General features: G+C 72.9%; 21 protein-coding genes and 1 riboswitch. Of the genes, 12 read left to right on the top strand and 9 right to left on the bottom strand.

Features of this window, described 5'->3' with window-relative positions:
• Positions 1-2: 2 nt before the first annotated feature.
• From ABZ135_RS14170 to ABZ135_RS14155, 4 genes are all read left to right on the top strand, one after another.
• Entirely contained in the window at positions 3-1,229 is a 1,227-nt protein-coding gene (locus ABZ135_RS14170) for a DUF5931 domain-containing protein (protein WP_356695295.1), read from the top strand.
• A 110-nt stretch (positions 1,230-1,339) separates the two neighbouring features.
• Complete coding sequence (locus tag ABZ135_RS14165; RefSeq protein WP_356695343.1) at positions 1,340-1,987, top strand: response regulator transcription factor; 648 nt, start codon at positions 1,340-1,342, stop codon at positions 1,985-1,987.
• Positions 1,988-2,076: 89 nt separating this feature from the next.
• The gene (locus ABZ135_RS14160) at positions 2,077-3,066 is read left to right on the top strand and encodes an ATP-dependent 6-phosphofructokinase (protein WP_356695293.1); all 990 of its coding nucleotides are present in this window, start codon (positions 2,077-2,079) and stop codon (positions 3,064-3,066) included.
• 78 nt (positions 3,067-3,144) lie between these two features.
• On the top strand, positions 3,145-4,143 hold the full coding sequence (locus ABZ135_RS14155) for a 2-hydroxyacid dehydrogenase (protein ID WP_356695291.1): 999 nt from the start codon (positions 3,145-3,147) through the stop codon (positions 4,141-4,143).
• Here ABZ135_RS14155 and ABZ135_RS14150 read toward each other — a convergent pair.
• Positions 4,140-6,032 carry an anthranilate synthase family protein gene (locus ABZ135_RS14150; RefSeq protein ID WP_356695289.1) on the bottom strand — a complete coding sequence of 631 codons (1,893 nt, stop codon included), beginning with the start codon at positions 6,030-6,032 and terminating at the stop codon, positions 4,140-4,142. The genes ABZ135_RS14155 and ABZ135_RS14150 overlap by 4 nt on opposite strands.
• Before the next feature lie 114 nt (positions 6,033-6,146).
• Complete coding sequence (locus ABZ135_RS14145) at positions 6,147-6,203, bottom strand: trp operon leader peptide (RefSeq protein WP_356695341.1); 57 nt, start codon at positions 6,201-6,203, stop codon at positions 6,147-6,149.
• A gap of 100 nt (positions 6,204-6,303) precedes the next feature.
• On the opposite strand from ABZ135_RS14145, the gene ABZ135_RS14140 reads away from it, so the two are divergent.
• A complete protein-coding gene (locus ABZ135_RS14140) occupies positions 6,304-7,656 on the top strand; it encodes a class II 3-deoxy-7-phosphoheptulonate synthase (RefSeq protein WP_356695287.1) in 1,353 nt (450 codons plus the stop codon).
• 143 nt (positions 7,657-7,799) lie between these two features.
• Entirely contained in the window at positions 7,800-8,057 is a 258-nt protein-coding gene (locus ABZ135_RS14135; RefSeq protein ID WP_356695285.1) for a (2Fe-2S)-binding protein, read from the top strand.
• On the opposite strand, the gene bfr is transcribed toward ABZ135_RS14135, so the two are convergent.
• Positions 8,054-8,530: a bacterioferritin gene (bfr, locus tag ABZ135_RS14130; protein ID WP_309549481.1), complete on the bottom strand. Its 477-nt coding sequence runs from the start codon at positions 8,528-8,530 to the stop codon at positions 8,054-8,056. The two genes, ABZ135_RS14135 and bfr, sit on opposite strands and share 4 nt — an antisense overlap.
• 188 nt (positions 8,531-8,718) lie before the next feature.
• Here bfr and ABZ135_RS14125 point away from each other — a divergent pair, with 188 nt between their 5' ends.
• Positions 8,719-9,360, top strand: a complete 642-nt coding sequence (locus tag ABZ135_RS14125; RefSeq protein WP_356695283.1) for a sulfite oxidase-like oxidoreductase — start codon at positions 8,719-8,721, stop codon at positions 9,358-9,360.
• 28 nt (positions 9,361-9,388) lie between these two features.
• Here the strand turns inward: ABZ135_RS14125 and ABZ135_RS14120 are convergent, their stop codons facing one another.
• The 6 genes from ABZ135_RS14120 to thiO all read right to left on the bottom strand — a co-directional run bounded on the left by ABZ135_RS14120 (position 9,389) and on the right by thiO (position 15,285).
• Positions 9,389-9,940 (bottom strand): DUF4396 domain-containing protein, encoded by a 552-nt coding sequence (locus ABZ135_RS14120; RefSeq protein WP_356695281.1) that lies wholly within the window; start codon positions 9,938-9,940, stop codon positions 9,389-9,391.
• Between the two features lie 67 nt (positions 9,941-10,007).
• Complete coding sequence (locus ABZ135_RS14115; protein WP_356695279.1) at positions 10,008-10,856, bottom strand: deoxyribonuclease IV; 849 nt, start codon at positions 10,854-10,856, stop codon at positions 10,008-10,010.
• A gap of 6 nt (positions 10,857-10,862) precedes the next feature.
• Positions 10,863-12,758, bottom strand: coding sequence for a Stk1 family PASTA domain-containing Ser/Thr kinase (gene pknB / locus ABZ135_RS14110; protein WP_356695277.1), 1,896 nt, complete (start codon positions 12,756-12,758; stop codon positions 10,863-10,865).
• A gap of 333 nt (positions 12,759-13,091) precedes the next feature.
• Positions 13,092-13,886 carry a thiazole synthase gene (locus tag ABZ135_RS14105; protein ID WP_356695275.1) on the bottom strand — a complete coding sequence of 265 codons (795 nt, stop codon included), beginning with the start codon at positions 13,884-13,886 and terminating at the stop codon, positions 13,092-13,094.
• A gap of 5 nt (positions 13,887-13,891) precedes the next feature.
• Positions 13,892-14,116, bottom strand: coding sequence for a sulfur carrier protein ThiS (gene thiS, locus ABZ135_RS14100; RefSeq protein WP_356695273.1), 225 nt, complete (start codon positions 14,114-14,116; stop codon positions 13,892-13,894).
• Positions 14,113-15,285, bottom strand: a complete 1,173-nt coding sequence (gene thiO, locus ABZ135_RS14095; RefSeq protein WP_356695271.1) for a glycine oxidase ThiO — start codon at positions 15,283-15,285, stop codon at positions 14,113-14,115. The genes thiS and thiO overlap by 4 nt, the downstream gene beginning before the upstream one ends.
• Positions 15,283-15,395: riboswitch (TPP riboswitch) on the bottom strand. (Overlaps the previous gene by 3 nt.)
• Positions 15,396-15,727: 332 nt before the next feature.
• Here thiO and ABZ135_RS14090 point away from each other — a divergent pair.
• The 5 genes from ABZ135_RS14090 (at position 15,728) to ABZ135_RS14070 (ending at position 20,052) form a co-directional block, all read left to right on the top strand.
• Positions 15,728-16,930 carry an FAD-dependent oxidoreductase gene (locus ABZ135_RS14090; protein ID WP_356695339.1) on the top strand — a complete coding sequence of 401 codons (1,203 nt, stop codon included), beginning with the start codon at positions 15,728-15,730 and terminating at the stop codon, positions 16,928-16,930.
• 43 nt (positions 16,931-16,973) lie between these two features.
• Complete coding sequence (locus ABZ135_RS14085) at positions 16,974-17,339, top strand: Rv2175c family DNA-binding protein (protein WP_356695269.1); 366 nt, start codon at positions 16,974-16,976, stop codon at positions 17,337-17,339.
• Between the two features lie 138 nt (positions 17,340-17,477).
• A complete protein-coding gene (gene thiE / locus ABZ135_RS14080) occupies positions 17,478-18,128 on the top strand; it encodes a thiamine phosphate synthase (protein WP_356695267.1) in 651 nt (216 codons plus the stop codon).
• 166 nt (positions 18,129-18,294) lie between these two features.
• Positions 18,295-19,212 carry a methylenetetrahydrofolate reductase [NAD(P)H] gene (metF, locus tag ABZ135_RS14075; protein WP_356695265.1) on the top strand — a complete coding sequence of 306 codons (918 nt, stop codon included), beginning with the start codon at positions 18,295-18,297 and terminating at the stop codon, positions 19,210-19,212.
• Positions 19,213-19,263: 51 nt separating this feature from the next.
• Positions 19,264-20,052, top strand: coding sequence for a hypothetical protein (locus ABZ135_RS14070; RefSeq protein ID WP_356695263.1), 789 nt, complete (start codon positions 19,264-19,266; stop codon positions 20,050-20,052).
• The last annotated feature ends 37 nt before the right edge of the window (positions 20,053-20,089 follow it).

The following is a 20,089-nucleotide window of genomic DNA, read 5'->3' as shown; positions in this document are numbered from 1 at the left end:
AGATGGCCAGGCGCGAACGTGTCGTGCGCATGTCGGTCGAGCAGCCGCTGTGGCGTGCGCTCACCGCGTACCGCGTCCTCACGATGATCTACGCGGTGCTGCTCGGCTACTTCGGCCGGCACACCTACGAGCGGCCCTGGATCGCCGTCGCGTTCCTCGCCGTGATGGCCGTGTGGACCCTCGCCACCCTGCCCAAGGTGGCGAACGCGGCACGCTGCACCAAGCGCTTCCTGGTCGCCGACCTCACCCTCGCGCTGACCGGCATCCTGCTCACCCCGCTCGCCGACGAGCAGGCGCGGTCGGTGGACCACCCCACCCTGCCCTCGATATGGACCGCCGGCGCCGTCCTCGCGTACGCGATCAAGGGCGGCTGGCGCTGGGCCGGCTTCGCCTCCTCCCTGGTCGCCGTCGCCAACATCATCGAGCGCGGCCATCCCAGCCGGGACACCCTGCACAACGTGCTGCTCGTCTGGGTCGCCTCCATCGCCATCGGCTACGTCGTCGAGGTCGCCCGCGCCTCCGAGCGCACCCTCGCCCGCGCCCTGGAGATCGAGGCCGCGACCCGCGAGCGGGAGCGTCTCGCCCGGGACATCCACGACAGCGTGCTCCAGGTCCTCGCCATGGTGCAGCGGCGCGGCACCGCCCTCGGCGGCGAGGCGGCCGAGCTGGGCCGGATGGCCGGCGAACAGGAGGTCGCCCTGCGCACCCTGGTCGCCGGCGGCCTCACCCGCCCCTCGCACGTCTCCGAGGACGAGTCCGAGGGCGCCGTCGTCCGGGTCGTCGAGGTCCCCGACGAGGACGACGGCGGGGACGTCGACCTGCGCACCCTGCTCGCCCCGCGCGCCGGGTCGCGGGTCACCCTCTCCGACCCCGGCACCCCCGTCCTCCTCCCCGCCCCCGCCGCCCGCGAGCTGGCCGCCGCCGTCGGTGCCGCCCTGGACAATGTGCGGGTGCACGCGGGCGAGAACGCCCACGCGTGGATCCTGGTCGAGGACTGGGGCGACGAGGTGATCGTGACCGTACGGGACGACGGCCCCGGCATCCCCGAGGGCCGCCTCGCCCAGGCCGAGGGCGAGGGCCGGATGGGCGTCGCCCTGTCCATCCGGGGGAGACTGCGGGATCTCGGCGGCAGCGCCGAACTGATCTCGGTCCCGGGCCAGGGCACCGAAGTGGAACTGAAGGTCCCGCGCGCACCGCGGGACCGGCGGGGGAAGGCAGGAGCGAAGTGAACGAGCAGCACCGGCAGGACCGGCAGCACGAGCAGAACGACCCGAGCGCGCAGGGCGCACCGGGCACGCCCACCGGACCGGGCACGCAGCCGGAGCGGCCGATCAAGGTCATGGTCGTCGACGACCACCCCATGTGGCGGGACGCGGTCGCCCGCGATCTCGCGGAGGCGGGCCTCGACGTGGTCGCCACCGCCGGTGACGGCGAGCAGGCCGTGCGCCGCGCCGCCGCGGCCGACCCCGACGTCCTGGTCCTCGACCTCAACCTGCCCCTCAAGCCCGGCGTCCAGGTCTGCAAGGAACTCGTCGGCGCCAACCCGCGCCTGCGGGTCCTGGTGCTCTCGGCCAGCGGCGAGCACGCCGACGTCCTGGAGGCCGTGAAGTCCGGCGCCACCGGCTATCTGCTGAAGTCGGCCAGCACGGCCGAACTCCTCGACGCGGTGCGCCGCACCGCCGTCGGCGACCCCGTCTTCACCCCCGGCCTGGCCGGCCTGGTCCTCGGCGAGTACCGGCGGCTCGCCTCCGAGCCCGCCCCGGCCACCGGCGCCGGCGAACCGAAGGCCCCGCAGCTCACCGAGCGCGAGACCGAGGTGCTGCGCCTGGTCGCCAAGGGCCTCAGCTACAAGCAGATCGCCGAGCGGCTCGTCATCTCCCACCGCACCGTGCAGAACCACGTCCAGAACACCCTGGGCAAGCTCCAGTTGCACAACCGCGTCGAGCTCGTCCGCTACGCCATCGAGCGCGGCCTCGACGACGCCTGACCCGGACGATTCACTCTCTTCGCCGTCTCGGAGCGACCCCGGTCACCACTAGCGTGGGCCGTGTCCCCACGTACGGCGAAGGAGTGCCCATGCGGGTCGGTGTGCTGACCGGCGGAGGAGACTGTCCCGGACTCAACGCGGTGATCCGCGCCGTGGTCCGCAAGGGCGTCCAGGAGTACGACTGGAGCTTCACCGGCTTCCGGGACGGCTGGCGCGGTGTCGTCGACGGCGACACCGTCCCGCTCGACGTCCAGGCCGTCCGCGGCATCCTGCCGCGCGGCGGCACCGTGCTCGGCTCCTCGCGCACCGACCCGTTCGCCGTCCCCGACGGCATCCGGCGGCTCGGCGAGAACCTCGCCAAGCACCGCACCGACGCCCTCGTCGTCATCGGCGGCCGCGGCACCCTCGGCATCGCCGCCCGGCTGCACGCCGAACACGGGGTGCCCTGCGTGGGCGTCCCCAAGACCATCGACAACGACCTCCCGGCCACCGACTGGACCTTCGGCTTCGACACCGCCGTCGGCATCGCCACCGAGGCCATCGACCGCCTCCACACCACCGCCGACTCCCACCGCCGGGTCCTCGTCGTCGAGGTCATGGGCCGGCACACGGGCTGGATCGCGCTGCACGCCGGGCTCGCCGGCGGCGCCAACGTCATCCTCGTCCCCGAACAGCGCTTCGACGTCGACCAGGTCTGCGCCTGGGTCGCCTCCCGCTTCGAGGCCACCTACGCCCCGATCCTCGTCGTCGCCGAGGGCGCCCGGCCCAGCGACGGCGGCCCCGTCCCCGGCTCGGTGGGGGAGTGGCTCGCCGGCGAGATCGAGTGGCGCACCGGCAAGGAGGCCCGCACCACCGTCCTCGGCCACGTCCAGCGCGGGGGCAGCCCGAGCGCCTTCGACCGCTGGCTCGCCACCCGCTTCGGGCTGCACGCCGTGGACGCCGTACGGGACCGGGCCTACGGCACGACCGTCGCCCTGCGCGGCACGGACGTGGTCCGCGTCCCGCTGACCGCCGCGACCGCCCGCCTCAAGACGGTCGACCCGGCGCTGTACGCGGAGGCCGGGGTGTTCTTCGGCTGAGCGCCCGCACCGGACCCGCCGTATATTCGCGCACATCCGGGCGCAATCGGCCCGGAACCGCTCGATGAGGGGAAAGCCGTGGAAATCCTGGCATTCGGCGTCCAGGCGGACGAGAAGCCGCTGATCGAGAGGGCCTTCGCGGGCCACCACGCCCTCCGCTGCCTGGACGTCTTCCTCACCCGGGACACGGCCCCCCTCGCCGCCGGCCACGAGATCATCTCCACCAGCGTCAACGCCGACCTCGACGAGCCCGTGCTGCGGACCCTCGCGGCCGGCGGCACCCGGATGATCGCCCAGCGCTCCACCGGCTTCAACAACATCGACCTCGATGTCGCCGAGCGCCTCGGCCTCACCGTCGCCCGCGTCTCCTCCTACTCCCCCTACTCCGTCGCCGAGTTCGCCTGGACCCTCGCGATGGCCGTCAACCGCAGGATCGTCCGCGCCGCGGGCCGCACCCGCGACTTCGACTTCCGGCTCGACGGACTGATGGGCCGCGACCTGCGCGGCCGCACCGCCGGCGTCCTCGGCACCGGCAAGATCGGCGAGGCGTTCACCCGGATCGCCCACGGCTTCGGGATGAAGCTGCTCGGCTGGGACGTCGCCGAGAACCCGGCCTGCGCCGCCCTCGGCATGAAGTACGTCGACAAGGACCGGCTCCTCGCCGAGTCCGACCTCGTCAGCCTGCACGTCCCGCTGCTCCCGGCCACCCACCACCTCATCGACGCCGCCGCCCTGCGCGCCATGAAGGACGACGCGATCCTGGTGAACTCCAGCCGCGGCGGCCTCGTCGACACCGAGGCCCTGGTCCGCGAACTGCGCGCCGGCCGCTTCACCGGCGTCGGCCTCGACGTCTACGAGGCCGAGGCGGGCCTGTTCTTCCTCGACAAGTCCCTCGCGGGCGTCGAGGACGACACCCTGGCCCGCCTCGTGACCTTCCCGAACGTGGTGGTCACCTCCCACCAGGCGTACTACACCTCCGACGCGGTCGGCCAGATCGTCGACACCACGCTCCGGAACGTCCTCGACTACCTGGCGGGGCGGAGCGGCGAGAACGTCCTGGTGCCCAGGAGCCCCTAGACCAGCACCCCCGCGAGGAGCGAGGCCGTCAGCGCCGCACCCTCCGTCGTGAGCACCGACTCCGGGTGGAACTGCAGCGACGCGAAGCCCGGCCCGCGCAGCGCGTGGACCTCGTCCGACTCCGCGTCCCGGCTCACCTCGATCCGGTGCAGCGCCAGCTCCGTCGCCGTACGGTCGTCGCACCGCGCCGTGAAGCTGTTGTAGAAGCCGACCGTCCGCTCCTGACCGAACAGGTCGATCCGCACCTGCGCCCCCTGGAACGGCGTCCGCTTGCGGACGAGGTCCAGGCCCAGTTCGGCGGCGATCAGCTCGTGGCCCAGGCACACGCCCAGGAGGCCGTGCCGGTGGCCCCGCAGCAGTTCCGCGGTCAGCCCGCGGAGGAACCGCATCTTCGGGTCGGCCGGGTCCGAGGGGTCGCCCGGGCCGGGGCCGAGCACCACCGGCCCGTCGTGGGTGAGCGCCCGCTCCCGCAGGCCCGGCTCGTCGTAGCGCCGCACCGACACCTCCAGGCCCGAGGAGCGCAGCAGGTGCGCCAGCATCGCGGTGAAGGTGTCCTCCGCGTCGATCACCAGCGCGTGCCCGGACAGCTCCGCCGACCGGACCTGCATCTTCAGCCAGAACGGCGCCAGGTCGGCCCGGCGCGCGTCGAGCGCGGCCCGCACCCGGGGATCGTCGGCGAGCCGGGCCGGTACGGGCGCCGCCGGCCCGCCGGCCGGCCGCCCCTCCCGTACCCCCAGCGCCGTCAGCACGCCCGCCGCCTTCGCATGGGTCTCGGCGACCTCGGACGCCGGATCGGAGTGCCGGACCAGGGTCGCGCCGACCGGCACGCGCAGCCGTCCGTCGGCGGAGATGTCGGCGGTACGGATGAGGATCGGCGAGTCCAGCGTCTGGACCCCGTTCCCGTCCGTCCCGAGCAGCGCCAGCGCCCCCGCGTAGTAGCCCCGCCCGCCGGCCTCGTGCCGCTCGATCACCCGGCACGCGTTCTGCACCGGCGAGCCCGTGACGGTCGCCGCGAACATCGTCTCGCGCAGCACCTCCCGCACGTCGAGCGAGGACCGTCCGCGCAGCTCGTACTCCGTATGGGCGAGATGCGCCATCTCCTTCAGCCGGGGCCCGACCACCACCCCGCCCTTGTCGCCGACCGTGCACATCATCTTCAGCTCCTCGTCGACCACCATGGAGAGCTCCTCGGTCTCCTTGCGGTCGGCGAGGAAGGCGAGCAGCTCCTCGGGCGTCGGGGCCGCGCCCGCCGGGTAGCGGAAGGTGCCGCTGATGGGGTTCATCACGACCGTCCCGCCGGACATCCGCACATGCACCTCCGGGCTGGCCCCGACCAGGGTCCGGTCCCCGGTGTGCATGACGAAGGTCCAGTACGCGCCGCGCTCGCCCGCGAGCAGCCGCCGGAACAGGGCCAGCGCGTCGGCCCGCCCGAAGTCCGGCACGGTGCCGGTGTAGGTGCGGCGGATGACGAAGTTGGCGCCCTCGCCGCGCCCGATCTCCTCGTCGATCACCCGCCGCACGATCCGCCCGTACTCCTCGTCCGAGACGTCGAAGCCGCCGTCCTCGACCCGGACGTCATGGGCGGGGAGCCCGGCGAGGACGTCGGCGAGCGGCAGCTCGTACGTCTCCTCCGCGACCAGCACGGCGAGCGGGGTGCCGTCGTCGCGCACGCCGAAGCCGCGCTCGCGGATCTGCCGGAACGGCACCAGGGCCAGTGTCGGCCGGTCGCCCACCGGCAGCTCGGCGAGCCGCTCGGCCTCGTGCACCGGGCCGATCAGCAGCTCGACGGTGTCGTGGTCCCGGCCCGGGGTGCGCCGGCGCAGCAGCGCGAAGGGCGGGCAGGAGTCGTCGAGGAGACGGGGGAGGAGCCTGGAGAAAGAGAGGTCCATGGGACGGGTGTTCCTTCCGTGGGGTTCGGAGAGGAACGGCCGGCCGGGCGTGAGCTCCGGGTACGAGAAAGGCCGCCCCTCGGGCGGCCTTCGCGTGTGTCGGTGTACGCGCAGTCAGTGGGCCGCCGGATGAGCGGTCCACCACCAGTACTGGGTCGTCTGCGCGAACATGGCGCCGATCGTAGCCCACGGGACCGGTGGAACGCGTCTCCTTCGTCTCAGTAAGCGGGCACTGTCGTGGACGGTTCTTTTCGCCACGTACTGTGGTGGCGTGACCGTGAACGCTGACACCCACGCCGTCGCCAAGGCGACCTGGCGAGACCTGCCCGCGGCGCAGCAGCCCGAGTACCCCGATGCCGAGGCTCTGCGCGATGTGATCGCGGACCTCGAGTCGTATCCGCCGCTCGTCTTCGCCGGCGAGTGCGACCTGCTGCGCGCCCGGATGGGAGCCGTCGCCCGTGGCGAGGCGTTCCTGCTTCAGGGTGGCGACTGCGCCGAGGCCTTCGACGCCGTGAGCGCGGACCACATCCGCGCCAAGCTGAAGACCCTGCTCCAGATGAGCGCCGTCCTGACCTACGCGGCCTCCGTGCCGGTGGTGAAGGTCGGCCGGATCGCGGGGCAGTACTCCAAGCCGCGTTCCAAGGGGACCGAGACCCGTGACGGGGTGACGCTGCCGACGTACCGGGGCGACTCGGTCAACGGCTTCGAGTTCAGCGAGAAGGCCCGGGTCCCGGACCCCGAGCGGCTGAAGCGGATGTACCACGCCTCCGCCTCCACGCTGAACCTGGTCCGCGCCTTCACCACCGGTGGCTACGCCGACCTGCGCCAGGTGCACGCCTGGAACCAGGACTTCGTGAAGTCCTCCCCGTCGGGCCAGCGCTACGAGCAGTTGGCGCGGGAGATCGACAACGCGCTGAACTTCATGAAGGCGTGTGGCACCGACCCGGCCGAGTTCCGCGCGGTGGAGTTCTACGCGTCCCACGAGGCGCTGCTCCTCGACTACGAGGGCGCTCTGACCCGTACGGACTCGCGCACCGGCAAGCTGTACGACACCTCCGGCCACATGGTGTGGATCGGTGAGCGCACCCGGCAGCTCGACCACGCCCACATCGAGTTCGCGTCGCAGATCGCGAACCCGATCGGCATCAAGCTGGGTCCGACGACCACCGCGGAAGAGGCGCTGACCTACATCGACCGCCTCGACCCGGACCGCGAGCCGGGCCGGCTGACCTTCATCGTCCGCATGGGCGCCGACAAGGTCCGGGACAAGCTGCCCGAGCTGGTCGAGAAGGTCACCGCCTCGGGTGCGACGGTGGCCTGGGTGACCGACCCGATGCACGGCAACACCTTCGAGGCGGCCTCCGGCCACAAGACGCGTCGTTTCGACGACGTGCTCGACGAGGTCAAGGGCTTCTTCGAGGTCCACAAGGAGCTGGGCACCCACCCGGGTGGCATCCACGTGGAGCTCACCGGTGACGACGTCACCGAGTGCGTGGGCGGCGGTGACGAGATCTTCGTCGACGACCTGCACCAGCGCTACGAGACGGCCTGCGACCCGCGGCTCAACCGCAGCCAGTCCCTGGACCTGGCGTTCCTGGTCGCGGAGATGTACCGCGACCAGTGAGCGTGATCAGTAGGTAGCTTCGTACGACGGTGGGGCGCGGATCCATGTGATCCGCGCCCCACCGTCGTATCCAGGGCTTTTGCGGCCCCCGGCCGCCGGGTAAGGTTAGGTAAACCTAATCGATCTCGGCGGGAGGTGAACCGGTGTACGTCTGCTCGTGCTTCGCAGTCACGGAGAAGCAGGTCAAGGAGCACGCCGAGGCCGGCGCCTGCACGCCCCGCCAGATCGCCTCGGCCTGCAAGGCGGGCACGGACTGCGGTTCGTGTGTACGGCGCATTCAGGCCATTCTCGGGCGCGGCAACTGCCCCCGACGTGAACTCCTGGACCAGGGAATGCCGGCTCTGACGGCCGAGGTCGCCGCCGTGGAGGACCTCGCCGAAGGTCTCTCCGAGGCCGCCTAGCTCGGCTGCTCGATGAGCGTGGAGCAGTAGAGCGCCTCGCCGAGCTGCTCGATCAGCTCGAGCTGCGTGTCGAGGTAGTCGATGTGGTGCTCCTCGTCCGCCAGGATCTCCTCGAAGAGGTTGGCCGAGGTGATGTCGCCCTTGGCCCGCATGACCTCGATCCCGCGCTTGAGGCGGTCGATCGCCTCCACCTCGACCTGGCGGTCCGCCTCGAACATCTCCTTGACCGTCTGGCCGACCCGGACGTGGAAGAGCCGCTGGTAGTTGGGCAGGCCGTCGAGCATCAGGATGCGCTCGGTCAGCTTGTCCGCGTGCTTCATCTCGTCGATGGACTCTTCGCGGGTGTACTTGGCGAGCTTGGTCCAGCCCTTGTTGTCCTGGATGCGGTAGTGCAGCCAGTACTGGTTGATCGCCGTCAGCTCGCCGGTCAGCTGCTCGTTGAGGAACTCGAGGACCTCGGGGTCGCCCTGCATAGCTTCAGGATCCTTCCACGCATGTCGGTGCCGCCACTGGGCAGGATGGCCGCATCCTTGCAGCGCGAATGGGTGGCGTCCAGTAAGTGCAGGCTTACTGTGGGTTGCCTTATTTGTCAGAATATCTATGGGATGGCGGGGGCATGGCTGGTCATGACCACCCCTCGCGGTCTGTCACCATGGATGACATGGGTCAGCCGGAGGGCGGAGCACGCCGCGAAGAAGGAGCGTCGGCGGCGTCGGAGCTTCCGCCGGGACAGCGGCTCCAGCGCGGCTGGCCGGTCACCCATTACGGCCCCGTCCCCCGCTTCAAGCCGGAGCGCTGGGAGTTCCGGGTCTTCGGGGCGACCGCCGACGGTGACAAGCGCTGCTGGAACCACGAGGAGTTCTCGGCGCTGCCCTTCGCCACCGTCGTGGCCGATCTGCACTGCGTGACGAAGTTCAGCATGCTGGGGGCCGAATGGGGTGGGGTGCTCGCCCGGACGATCCTGGAGCTCGCCCCGCCCGCGCCGAACGTCACGCACGTGATGGTCTGGGCGGAGTACGGCTACAGCGCCAATATGCGCCTGTCCGACTTCGCCTCCGAGCAGACGATCTTCGCCACCCACAAGGACGGCGAGCCGCTCACCGCGGAGCACGGCTTCCCCCTGCGGCTCGTGGTGCCGCACCTCTACGCCTGGAAGGGGCCCAAGTGGGTCCGGGGCGTGGAGTACATGGCCGCCGACCGGCGCGGCTTCTGGGAGGAGCGCGGCTACCACAACATCGGTGATCCGTGGCGGGAGCAGCGCTACTCGTACCAGGAGGAGCCGGGCGACGGCCCCGAGCTCTAGCGGTCCTGAGCCCTCGTGGTCCTGAGTCCTAGTGGTACTGGTGGACGACGGCGTGGCCCTTGCCGCGGCCGATCATCCACTTGTTGACCGGGGTCGTGATCACGAAGGCGACGAGGAACGCGAAGGCCAGGGCGCCCCAGAACAGCGCGTCCGAGAGGTGCGCGTCCATCGCCCCGGGGACCAGCAGCAGCACCCCGTTGTCGACGACCTCCATCACGGTGATGGACAGCGTGTCCGCGGCCAGGGCGACACCGATCGCCGCCTTGAGGCTCACGCCGGCGCGCATGACGGCCCAGAGGGTCAGGGCGTAGCCGAAGAAGAACGCCAGGACGATCGCCAGCGCCATGGTCGGGACGTTGCCCCAGCCCAGCGCCGTACCGATGATCATGCCGAGCACCTCGCCGATGGCGCAGCCGGTGAGGCAGTGCAGGGTCGCCTTGGCGGCCATGGCCCAGGAGACCTCGCCGTGCCCGTGTGCGTGGCCGTGGCCGTGTGCGTGGCCGTGCTCGTGGTGCGGGTGCTGCTCGTGGTGCTTGCCGTGCTGGTGATGCTCATGGTGGGCGTGCGCGTCGTGCTGCATGGGTGCCCCCAAGCTCGGGTAGCGGTTCCTCCGTACACAGGAACCGTATACCCCCCTAGGGTATTCCTCAACGCAGTTTCTTCAGCAGCTCCACGTCCGCCCGGTGCCCCTGCGTCCCGCCCGGCGTCTCGATGATCAGCGGCACGCCCTCCGTGGCCGGATGGGCCAGCAGATTCCCGAACGCCTCCTGGCCGATGTGACCGGCGCCGATGTTCGCGTGCCGGTCCTTGTGCGCGCCCACGACGTCCTTCGAGTCGTTGGCGTGGATCAGCTTCAGCCGCCCCTCGCCGACCACCGCCACCAGCTCGTCGAGCGTGCGGGTCGCGCCGTCCGGCCCGGTCAGATCGTGGCCCGCGGCGAAGATGTGGCAGGTGTCGAGGCAGATGCCCAGCTTCGGATGCCGCTCCAGGGCGTCGAAGTACGGGCCGAAGTCCTCCGCCCGCGAGCACAGCGAGGAACCCTGCCCGGCCGTCGACTCGATGAGCAGGAACGGGTCGTCGTCGTGCGTCAGCTCGTCGAGGAGCGGCAGCATCCGCTCCCTCACCTGCGCGAGCGCCTCCGCGCGCGGACGGCCCCCGGTCGCCGAGCCGGTGTGCACCACCACGCCCCTCGCGCCGATCTGCCGGCCGCGCCGCAGCGAGTGGCGCAGCGACTCCACCGACCTCTCCACCGTCGCCTCGGTGTGGGAACCGAAGTTGATCAGGTACGGGGCGTGGACCCAGGCCGAGATGCCCTCGGCCTCGCAGCCGGCCCGGAACAGCTCGTCCTGGGCCGGGTTGCCGACCGGGGTCGCCCAGCCGCGCGGGTTGGCGACGAAGACCTGCACGGCCTCGGCCCCGAGCTCGCGTGCGTAGCCGAGACCGGTCCTGGCGAGGCCGCCGGCCACGGGGACATGACCGCCGACGGGGTTGCGCATGAGTGTCTACAGTCCCTTGATCGTGATGGTGACGGTCGAGCCCTCGGCGGCGTTCGCGCCGCCCTCGACGGACTGGCCGGTGACGGTGTCGCCGAGGAACGGGAAGGTCTTCTCGACCTTCACCTGGAAGCCGGCCGCCTCCAGCTCGTCGCGGGCCTCGTCCGTCTTCATGCCGAGGACGTCCGGGACCTCGACCATCCGGGGACCCTTGGAGACCGTGAGGGTGATCGTGTCGCCCCTGGCGGCCCGGCTGCCCTCCGCGAGGGACTGCGCGGCGACCGCGCCCGCGTCCTCGGCGGAGTGGATCCGGTCCGGTGCCACCGCCACCTTCAGGCCGGCCGCCTGGAGCGTGGCCGTGGCGTCCCCGACCGACTCGCCGGTGACGTCCGGGATCTCGATCGGCACGCCCTTGCTGACGACCAGGGCGATCGCCGAGTCCGGGCTCCGCTCGGTGCCGGGCTCGGGGTCCGAGCCGATCACCGCGCCCTGGGCGACGGACCGGCTGAAGGCGTACGTGACGACGCCCGGCGCCAGACCCTCGTCCGCCAGGACCTTCTTCGCCTCGGCGAGCGGGGTGCCCTTGAGGTTCGGAACCTTCACGATCCGCGGGCCGCGGGAGAGCGTGAGCGTCACCGAGCCGTTGCCGCGGATCCGCTCGCCGGGCGCCGGGTCGACGGCCATGACCGTGCCGCGCTCGTACACGTCGCTGTACGCGCGCCGGGTGGTGCCCACGTCGAGACCCGCGTCGGCGAGGCGGCGGGTGGCCTGGTCCTCGGTCTGGCCGAGGACGGCGGGGACGCGGGTGAACTGGCCCGAGTTGATGTACCAGACGCCGGCCCCGAGGCCCAGGGCCAGCAGGACGGCGGCGACGATCAGCAGCGGCCCGCGGGGCGCTCCGCGCCGGGCCGTCGACGACGGGGGAGGCGGCGGGGGAGCGGGCAGCCGGCTGGTGTGCTCGACGGGCAGCGGCCGGACGCGCGGGATGACGCTGGTCCGGTCCTCGGTGTGGGTCCGCTCCTGCGCGCGGGCCTGCGGCGGTACGGCGTCGAGCTGTTCGTCGTTGAGGGCGGCGCGCGCCTCGCGGGTCAGGGCGAGCAGCGCGACCGCGTCGTACGGGCGGCCCTCGGGGTCGCGGGCGGTGGCGCCCGCCACCAGCTCGTCCAGTTCCGTGGGGAGCCCCGCGACGGCGGCGGAGGGCGCGGGCACGTCGGTGTTCAGGTGCCGGTAGAGGACCTGGGCGGGGGTGTCCCCGGAGTGCGGCTTGGTGCCGGTCAGCATCTCGTAGAGGACGACACCGCACGCGTAGACGTCGGCGCGGGTGTCGGCGGTGCCGTGCTCGATCTGCTCGGGGGCGAGGTAGGACACGGTGCCGAGGACGGAGCCGGTGGTGTCGGTGGCCGAGCCCACGGCCCGGACCAGGCCGAAGTCGGCGACCTTCACCCGGCCGTCGTCCCCTATCAGGACGTTCTCCGGCTTCATGTCCCGGTGCACGAACCCGGCCCGGTGCGCGGCCCCCAACGCGGCGAGCACCGGCTCCAGGACGTCCAGCGCCGCCCGCGGCTGGAGTGCGCCGCGCTCGCGCAGCACGTCGCGCAGGGTGCAGCCGGCGACGTACTCCATCGCCAGATACACGTACGCGCCGTCCGCGCCCTGGTCGAAGACCCCGACCACATTGGGGTGCGCCAGGCGCGCGACGGACTTGGCCTCCCGCATGAACCGCTCCACGAACGCGGCGTCCGTGGCCAGGTCCGGGTGCATCACCTTGAGCGCGAGCACCCGGTCCAGACGGGTGTCCACGGCCCGGTAGACCGTGGCCATCCCGCCGACGGCGATACGCGCGTCGACGCGGTAGCGGCCGTCGAGCAGCCGCCCGACGAGGGGGTCCTGAAGGGTCGTGTCCACCCGTCGAGTCTACGAGTGCGCCCCACCCTCCCGGCCCGCCCCTACGGGGTTGCAGCGCACCTGTGACGCACCCGCCGGCCCGGGCCGACGCCGGACCCTCGGGCCGAGGCCCTGGTGCCGGGCGCCGCCCTCGTGCGTGCCCGGGCCCTGGTGCCGGGCGCCGCCCTCGTGGCGTTGTGCCCACCCGTCCCGCCCTGCGGGACGAATGCCCACAACGGGTGGGGCTGAGCCCGGTGGCGGTCCGGGGGGCCGGGGGCGGAGCCCCCGGGAAAGCCCCCACCAGCCCCCGGCAGGGTTTCGGGAAGGGGCGGGGTGGGGGAGGAAAACGCCGGTTCAGAAGGCCGGGCGTTCGGGGTCCAGGTGGGCGCGGCCGTCGTGGGGGGAGGACGCCTCCGCGAAGTGGCGGCGCGGGATGCGGCCCGCCCGGTGCGCCAGGCGGCCCGCCTCGACCGCGTGGCGCATCGCCTCCGCCATCAGGACCGGCTCCTGCGCGCGGGTCACCGCGGACGCGAGCATCACCCCCGCGCACCCCAGCTCCATCGCCTGCGCCGCGTCCGACGCCGTCCCCGCCCCCGCGTCCAGGATCACCGGCACCCCCGCCCGCTCCACGATCAACTGGAAGTTGTGCGGGTTCCGGATCCCGAGGCCGGAGCCGATCGGCGAACCCAGCGGCATGATCGCCGCGCAGCCCACGTCCTCCAGCTTCCGGGCCAGCACGGGGTCGTCGTTCGTGTACGGCAGCACGACGAAACCGTCGTCGACCAGCGTCTCGGCCGCGGAGAGGAGCTCCTCGCCGTCCGGCAGCAGGGTCCGCTCGTCGGCGATGACCTCCAGCTTGATCCAGTTCGTCCCGAGCGCCTCCCGCGCCAGCCGGGCCGTGAGGACCGCCTCGCCCGCCGTGAAGCAGCCCGCCGTGTTCGGCAGGACGCGGATGCCCAGCCGTTCCAGGACGGACAGGACCGAGCCGCGCACGTTCGGGTCGAGGCGCCGCATGGCCACGGTCGTCAGCTCCGTGCCGCTGGCGACGAGGGAGCGTTCGAGCACGTCGAGGCTGGGCGCCCCGCCGGTGCCCATGATCAGGCGGGACGAGAACTCCGTACCGCCGAGCAGGAAGACGTCGTCGGACATCGCGCTCACCCTCCCTGCACCGCGGTCAGGACCTCGATCCGGTCGCCCTCGCCGAGCACGGTCGTGGCCCACCGGCCGCGCGGCACGACGGTCTCGTTGACGGCGGCGGCCACCCCGGCCGAGGCCGTGGTGAGGGTGGCGACGAGGGCGTCGAGGGAGAGCGGACCCGGCAGGGTCCGGGCCTCTCCGTTGACGGAGACGTTGACGGACACGTTCACGGATGCGTTCATGCGTGCTCCAGGTGCGCGGGGAGGAAGCGACGGGCGGTGAACGGGCGCGCCTCGTCCGGCAGCGTGCCGGTGGTGAGCGCCTCCGCCATGACGTCGCCGGTGACGGGGGTGAGCAGCACCCCGTTGCGGTAGTGGCCGGTGGCCAGGTGCAGGCCGGGCAGGGCGCTCGGGCCGAGCAGCGGCGCGTTGTCGGGGGAGCCGGGCCGCAGCCCGGCGCGGGTCTCGGTGAGCGGCAGCTCGGTGATGCCGGGTACGAGCTCGTGCGCGTCGCGCAGCAGCTCGTACACCCCGCCCGCCGTGACCGTGGTGTCCCAGCCGAGCTCCTCGCTGGTGGCGCCGACGACGAGCTCGCCGTTCTCGCGCGGGACGAGGTAGACCTGGCTGCCGCGCACCACCGCCCGGACCGTCCGGGACAGGAACGGCGCGTACGCGGGCGGCACCCGCAACCGCAGCACCTGCCCCTTCACGGGCCGCACGGGCGGCAGCACGTCCGGCGGTACGCCGTCGAGCCGGCCGCTGAGGCTTCCCGCGGCCAGCACCACCTGGTCCGCCGCCGGTTCGGACCCGTCGGCCAGGACCGCGCCCCGGGCCCGGTCGCCCACCACCGTGAGCCGCTCCGCCCGGGACCGGTGGAAGGCCACCCCGGCCCGCTCGCAGGCGGCCACGAGCGCGTCGGCGAGCCGGCGCGGATCGACCTGGTGGTCGCCGTCCACGCGCAGCCCGCCCCGCACGCCGGGTGCCAGCATCGGCTCCAGGCGGCGGCAGTCACGCCCGCTCAGCCACTCCGAGGCGAGCCCGCAGCGGGTCTGCAGGGCGTGCAGTTCGCGCAGGTGGGCCCGGTCGTCGGCGTCCAGCGCGACGGCGAGGGTGCCGCAGGCGCGGTAGCCGACGTCGTGGCCGGTGGCCTCGGCGAGCTCCGCGACGAAGTCGGGGTAGCGGCGGGCGGAGGCGAGGTTGAGGCCGAGGAGGGTCTCCTCGCCGTAGTGCAGTTCGGTGACGGCGGCGAGCATCCCGGCCGCCACCCGGGCGGCCCCGCCGCCCGGTTCGGGGTCGGCCACGGCGGTGCGCAGTCCGCGCTGCGCGGCCCGCCAGGCCGTGACCAGGCCGATGATGCCGCCCCCGATGACGAGGACGTCGAACGTGCTGCTGGTACCGCGTGTACGCGACATGGGCGTCCAGCCCCTCCCTTCGCCGGCATGACCCGGATCAGGTTCGTACGGTCGGAGGCCGGACAGCCTCCCTCTCAGCCCGGTGCGTCCGGGCTCCCGCGAGTGCTTTACGGCCGCCAGACTAACCGCCGGAGGCGGAGCGCCACAGGACCCCTCCCTTCTTGACGGGCCGTCAGATGCGTAAGGTGGCCGTGTGAGCGAGCAGAAGAGCGAGCAGAGCGGCGCGCGGACCGGCGGGCCCACCGGGGAGCCGACCGGCCGGCGCGCCGGTGAACGCGCCGACGCACCGACGGCCGCCCGGACGGCCGACGGTCCCGGAGACCACGGAAGGACCGGTGCGCCCGGAGCCCCTGGGGACGCCGGCAGCACCGGCGCGCCCGCTGGGTCCGCCGTACCCGGAAAGACCGAAGCGCCCGGCGAGCGGCGCACCGGCCGGCGCGTCGTGATCGTCGGCGCCGGGATGGCGGGCGTCCAGACCGCCGTCGCGCTGCGCGAACAGGGCTTCACCGGCCCCGTCACCCTCATCGGCGCCGAGCCCCACCAGCCCTACGACCGGCCGCCGCTCTCCAAGGCGGTCCTGCTCGGCAAGGCCGAGGACTCCGCCTTCGACATCGACTTCGAGGCCCTCGACGTCGAGCTCCGCCTCGGCGTGGAGGTCACCGGCCTGCGCGCCGCGGACCACGAGGTCGACACCGAGGCCGGCCCCGTCCCGTACGACACGCTCGTCGTCGCCACCGGCGCCCACCCGCTCACGCTGCCCGGCAGCGACGGCGTTCCCGGCGTCCACCTGCTGCGCACCCTCGACGACGCCGCCCGCCTCAAGCCGGTCCTGGAGCGCCGGCACGACATCGTCGTGGTCGGCGCCGGCTGGATCGGCGCCGAGTTCGCCACCGCCGCCCGCGAGGCCGGCTGCGCCGTCACCGTCGTGGAGGCCGCGGACCGGCCCCTCGCCGGCGCCCTGCCCGCCGAGGTGACCGCCCCCATGGCGGCCTGGTACGCCGAGAGCGGCACCGAACTCCGGCTGCACGCGCGCGTGCGGCACGTCGAGGAGGGCCGCGTCGTCCTCACGGACGACTCGCCCGACTCCGCCGAGCCCCGCGTCCTCCCCGCCGACGCCGTCGTCGTCGGCATCGGTGCCCGTCCCGCCACCGGCTGGCTCGCGGGATCCGGCGCCGCGCTCGACCCGAGCGGCGCGCTCACCGCCGACGCGCACCTGCGCACGTCGCTGCCCGACGTGTACGCGGTCGGCGATTGCGCCTCCTTCCCGTCCGCCCGCTACGGCGAACGGCTCCTCGTCCACCACTGGGACAACGCCCTCCAGGGCCCCCGCACCGTCGCCGCCGACATCCTCGGCGAGGCCGCCGCGCCCTACGACCCGGTGCCCTACTTCTGGTCCGAGCAGTTCGGCCGCTTCGTCCAGTACGCCGGGCACCACGGCGCCGCCGACACCCTGCTCTGGCGCGGCGACCCCGCCGACGAGGCGTGGACCGTGCTCTGGCTGCGCGGCGACGCCCTCGTGGCGCTGCTCGCGGTGGGCCGGCCCCGCGACCTGGCCCAGGGGCGCCGGCTGATCGAGCAGGGCGCGGCCGTCGATCCGACCCGGGCGGCGGATCCCTCCGTACCTCTGAAGGCGGCAGTCCGGTAGGGCCCGACTACCGGCTGTCAGTCCGGGATGGCACGCTTGTCCCGTGACCGAGATTGACGCAAAGATCGATGCTCTCGTCCCCGCCTGGCTCTACCTCCCCGACATCGCGGAAATGCTCGACGTCGAGGTGACGCGCGTGCGGCAGTTGGTCAAGGAGGGCCAGCTCATCGCCGTGCGCCGTGGGGAGAACAAGGCGCTGCAGGTGCCTGCCGCCTTCATCCAGGACGGCAAGGTCGTCAAGGGCCTCGCGGGCACCCTGACGCTCCTGCGGGACGACGGCTTCACCGACGAAGAGATGCTGGAGTGGCTCTTCACTCCCGACCCGAGCCTGCCCGGCACCCCCGCGCAGGCCCTCGGCGAGAATCGCGGCACGGAGGTGAAGCGCCGCGCCCAGGCGCTCGCCGTCTGACCGGCGACGTACGGGCGCACTGACCGTCGTCGCACCGGGGACGCTCGCCGAGCGGCCCCATGACAGCACCCGCGGGTGCCGGGCCGGCCCCTTTCGGCCGACCCGGCACCGGCACCACCCACCAGGGGGGAACCGACCATGTCCACGCCTCGCGCCCGGCTCGCCGACGCCCGGCTCTATCTCTGCACCGACGCCCGCAAGCGGCAGGGCGACCTGCCCGCCTTCCTGGACGCCGTGCTCTCCTCCGGCGTGGACATCGTGCAGCTCCGTGACAAGGGCATGGAGGCCGGCGAGGAGCTGGAGCACCTGGCCGTCCTCGCCGACGCCTGCCGCCGCCACGGCAAGCTCCTGGCCGTCAACGACCGGGCCGACGTCGCCCACGCCATCGGCTCCGACGTGCTGCATCTCGGCCAGGGCGACCTGCCCGTGCCCGCGGCCCGGGCCATCCTCGGCGACGAGGTGCTGATCGGCCGCTCCTGCCACGCCGAGGAGGAGGTGACCGCGGCCGCCGCCGAGCCGGGCGTGGACTACTTCTGCACCGGGCCCTGCTGGCCCACGCCGACCAAGCCGGGGCGGTACGCGCCGGGCCTCGGCCTCGTGCGGTACGCGGCGGGCCTGGCCCAGGACCGGCCCTGGTTCGCCATCGGCGGCATCGACGAGACCAACCTGGACGAGGTCCTGGACGCCGGCGCCCGCCGGATCGTGGTCGTCCGCGCGATCACCGAGGCCGACGACCCGGCCGCCGCCGCGGCCGCCCTCGCCAAGCGGGTCCGCGAGCGCCTCGCGTAACGCGCCCCCCGCGCCCCCGTCCCCGGCCCGCGCGCCCCGGCCGTCCCCCGTCCCGCGTAGATCGTCCCGGTCCGGGCGGGCCCGGGCGGCGCCCGGCTGTCCTGAAACGTGTCCACAGGGCGGACTCGGCTTCACCCCGTTCGTAGACCGCGTCTAACCTGCCCTTATGGCCCTTGGTACCGCTTCCGTCCGCTCGGACCGTGCACGCACGGTCCGCGACATCCTCGCCTCCGGTGGCACCTCGTACTCCTTCGAGTTCTTCGCGCCCCGGACCGAGAAGAGCGAGCAGAGCCTCTGGAACGCCATGCGCCGGATCGAGGCGGTCGGTCCGAGCTTCGTCTCCGTCACCTACGGCGCCGGCGGCTCCACCCGCGGAGGCACCGTCAAGGCCACCCAGAAGATCGCCTCCGACACCACCCTCACCCCGGTCGCGCACCTCACCGCCGTCGACCACTCGATCGCCGAGCTCCGCAACATCCTGGGCCAGTACGCCGACGCCGGCATCCGGAACATGCTCGCCGTGCGCGGCGACCCGCCGGGCGACCCGCTCGGCGAGTGGGTCGCCCACCCCGAGGGCGTGCGCTACGCCGCCGACCTCGTCCGGCTGATCAAGGAGTCGGGCGACTTCTGCGTGGGCGTCGCCGCCTTCCCGGAGATGCACCCGCGCTCCACCGACTGGGACACGGACGTCCGCCACTTCGTGGACAAGTGCCGGGCCGGCGCCGACTACGCGATCACGCAGATGTTCTTCGACCCCGAGGCGTATCTGCGGCTGCGCGACAGCGTCCAGCGGGCGGGCTGCGACACCCCGATCATCCCCGAGGTCATGCCCGTGGTGAGCGTGCGGACACTGGAGCGACTGCCCCAGTTGAGCAACGCGGTCTTCCCGGAGAACGTGAAAGAACGGATCCTCGCCGTCAAGGACGATCCGGCCGCTGTACGCTCCATTGGCATCGAGTTCGCGACGGAGTTCTGCGCGCGTCTGCTCTCCGAGGGTGTCCCCGGACTGCACTTCATCACGCTGAACAACGCCAGGGCGACGCTCGAGATCTACGAGAATCTCGGACTGCAGCAGCAGTCGTGACCGGCCGTACCCGCCCCGACCCGCGGCGGTGGCCGTAGGAGAGGGGCGGGCATGGGGTGGACGGTCCTCTACATCGCGTTCGGTGTCGTGGCGTTGTGGCTGCTGGGTGAGGTGCTCCTGCAGTACAAGGCGCGGCTGCGCTGGCGGCTGCTCGCCTTCGGCGGCTTCCTCGGCGTGGTCCTCGGCGTGCTGCTGCCGTCGGTGCTGGTCATCATCCTCGGAGCCGCCGCCTTCGCCGTCGGCCAGACCTATGTGACCCTCTCCTTCCGGCGCGGCTTCTCCACCGGCTGGGCCCTGGGCGGCAGTCCGGGCGCCAGCCGCCGCCGCAGGTCCGCCGCGCCGGCGAAGGAGGGGCCGACCCTGGAGGTCAGCGACCTCGCGTACGAGCCGGTCGGCCAGGACGGGAGCCCGGCGGAGACCGCCGCCGAGACCACGGCGGTGTACGAGCCGCAGCCCCTGCCCGAGGAGACCGGCCAGTACGCCGTCTACGGCACCGCCTACGACCAGCAGCAGCCGCAGTACGCCGGCGCCGACCCGTACGCCTCCACCGGGTACGAGCAGCAGCCCGCGTACGACTACGGCACCGGCGGCCCGCAGAGCTACGCGCCCTACTCCGACCCGTACATCGGGCAGCAGTACAACGACGCGCCCGCTCCGTACGACGGCGGCGGCTACCAGCAGCCCTACGCCGACCCGTATCCGCCCTCCTACGCCTACGACACGCCGCCCGGCGGCGTCTGGGTCCCGCAGCAGCGGGACACCGACCAGCAGGCGCCCTACCAGGAGCAGCAGCAGGGCTACTACGGCTACGGCGACGACCAGCCGCAGCCCCGTCCCTGACGCCTCGTCCCCGACCTCCGCGCCCCCGGTGGCTTCC

This window comes from Streptomyces sp. NPDC006339 (genome assembly GCF_040612775.1).
GTDB lineage: Bacteria > Actinomycetota > Actinomycetes > Streptomycetales > Streptomycetaceae > Streptomyces.
The sequence above is the reverse complement of the archived record's forward strand: the minus strand, read 5'-3'. Positions and strand labels throughout refer to the sequence as shown.

Excerpts from the sequence above, each read along its gene's own strand:
- ABZ135_RS14170 (WP_356695295.1), top strand. The coding sequence starts at position 3 with ATGGCCAGGCGCGAACGTGTCGTGCGCATGTCGGTCGAGCAGCCGCTG.
- ABZ135_RS14165 (WP_356695343.1), top strand. The coding sequence starts at position 1,340 with ATGGTCGTCGACGACCACCCCATGTGGCGGGACGCGGTCGCCCGCGAT.
- ABZ135_RS14160 (WP_356695293.1), top strand. The coding sequence starts at position 2,077 with ATGCGGGTCGGTGTGCTGACCGGCGGAGGAGACTGTCCCGGACTCAAC.
- ABZ135_RS14150 (WP_356695289.1), bottom strand. The coding sequence starts at position 6,032 with ATGGACCTCTCTTTCTCCAGGCTCCTCCCCCGTCTCCTCGACGACTCC.
- bfr (WP_309549481.1), bottom strand. The coding sequence starts at position 8,530 with ATGCAGGGCGACCCCGAGGTCCTCGAGTTCCTCAACGAGCAGCTGACC.
- ABZ135_RS14125 (WP_356695283.1), top strand. The coding sequence starts at position 8,719 with ATGGGTCAGCCGGAGGGCGGAGCACGCCGCGAAGAAGGAGCGTCGGCG.
- ABZ135_RS14120 (WP_356695281.1), bottom strand. The coding sequence starts at position 9,940 with ATGCAGCACGACGCGCACGCCCACCATGAGCATCACCAGCACGGCAAG.
- ABZ135_RS14115 (WP_356695279.1), bottom strand. The coding sequence starts at position 10,856 with ATGCGCAACCCCGTCGGCGGTCATGTCCCCGTGGCCGGCGGCCTCGCC.
- ABZ135_RS14105 (WP_356695275.1), bottom strand. The coding sequence starts at position 13,886 with ATGTCCGACGACGTCTTCCTGCTCGGCGGTACGGAGTTCTCGTCCCGC.
- thiS (WP_356695273.1), bottom strand. The coding sequence starts at position 14,116 with ATGAACGCATCCGTGAACGTGTCCGTCAACGTCTCCGTCAACGGAGAG.
- thiO (WP_356695271.1), bottom strand. The coding sequence starts at position 15,285 with ATGTCGCGTACACGCGGTACCAGCAGCACGTTCGACGTCCTCGTCATC.
- thiE (WP_356695267.1), top strand. The coding sequence starts at position 17,478 with ATGTCCACGCCTCGCGCCCGGCTCGCCGACGCCCGGCTCTATCTCTGC.
- metF (WP_356695265.1), top strand. The coding sequence starts at position 18,295 with ATGGCCCTTGGTACCGCTTCCGTCCGCTCGGACCGTGCACGCACGGTC.
- ABZ135_RS14070 (WP_356695263.1), top strand. The coding sequence starts at position 19,264 with ATGGGGTGGACGGTCCTCTACATCGCGTTCGGTGTCGTGGCGTTGTGG.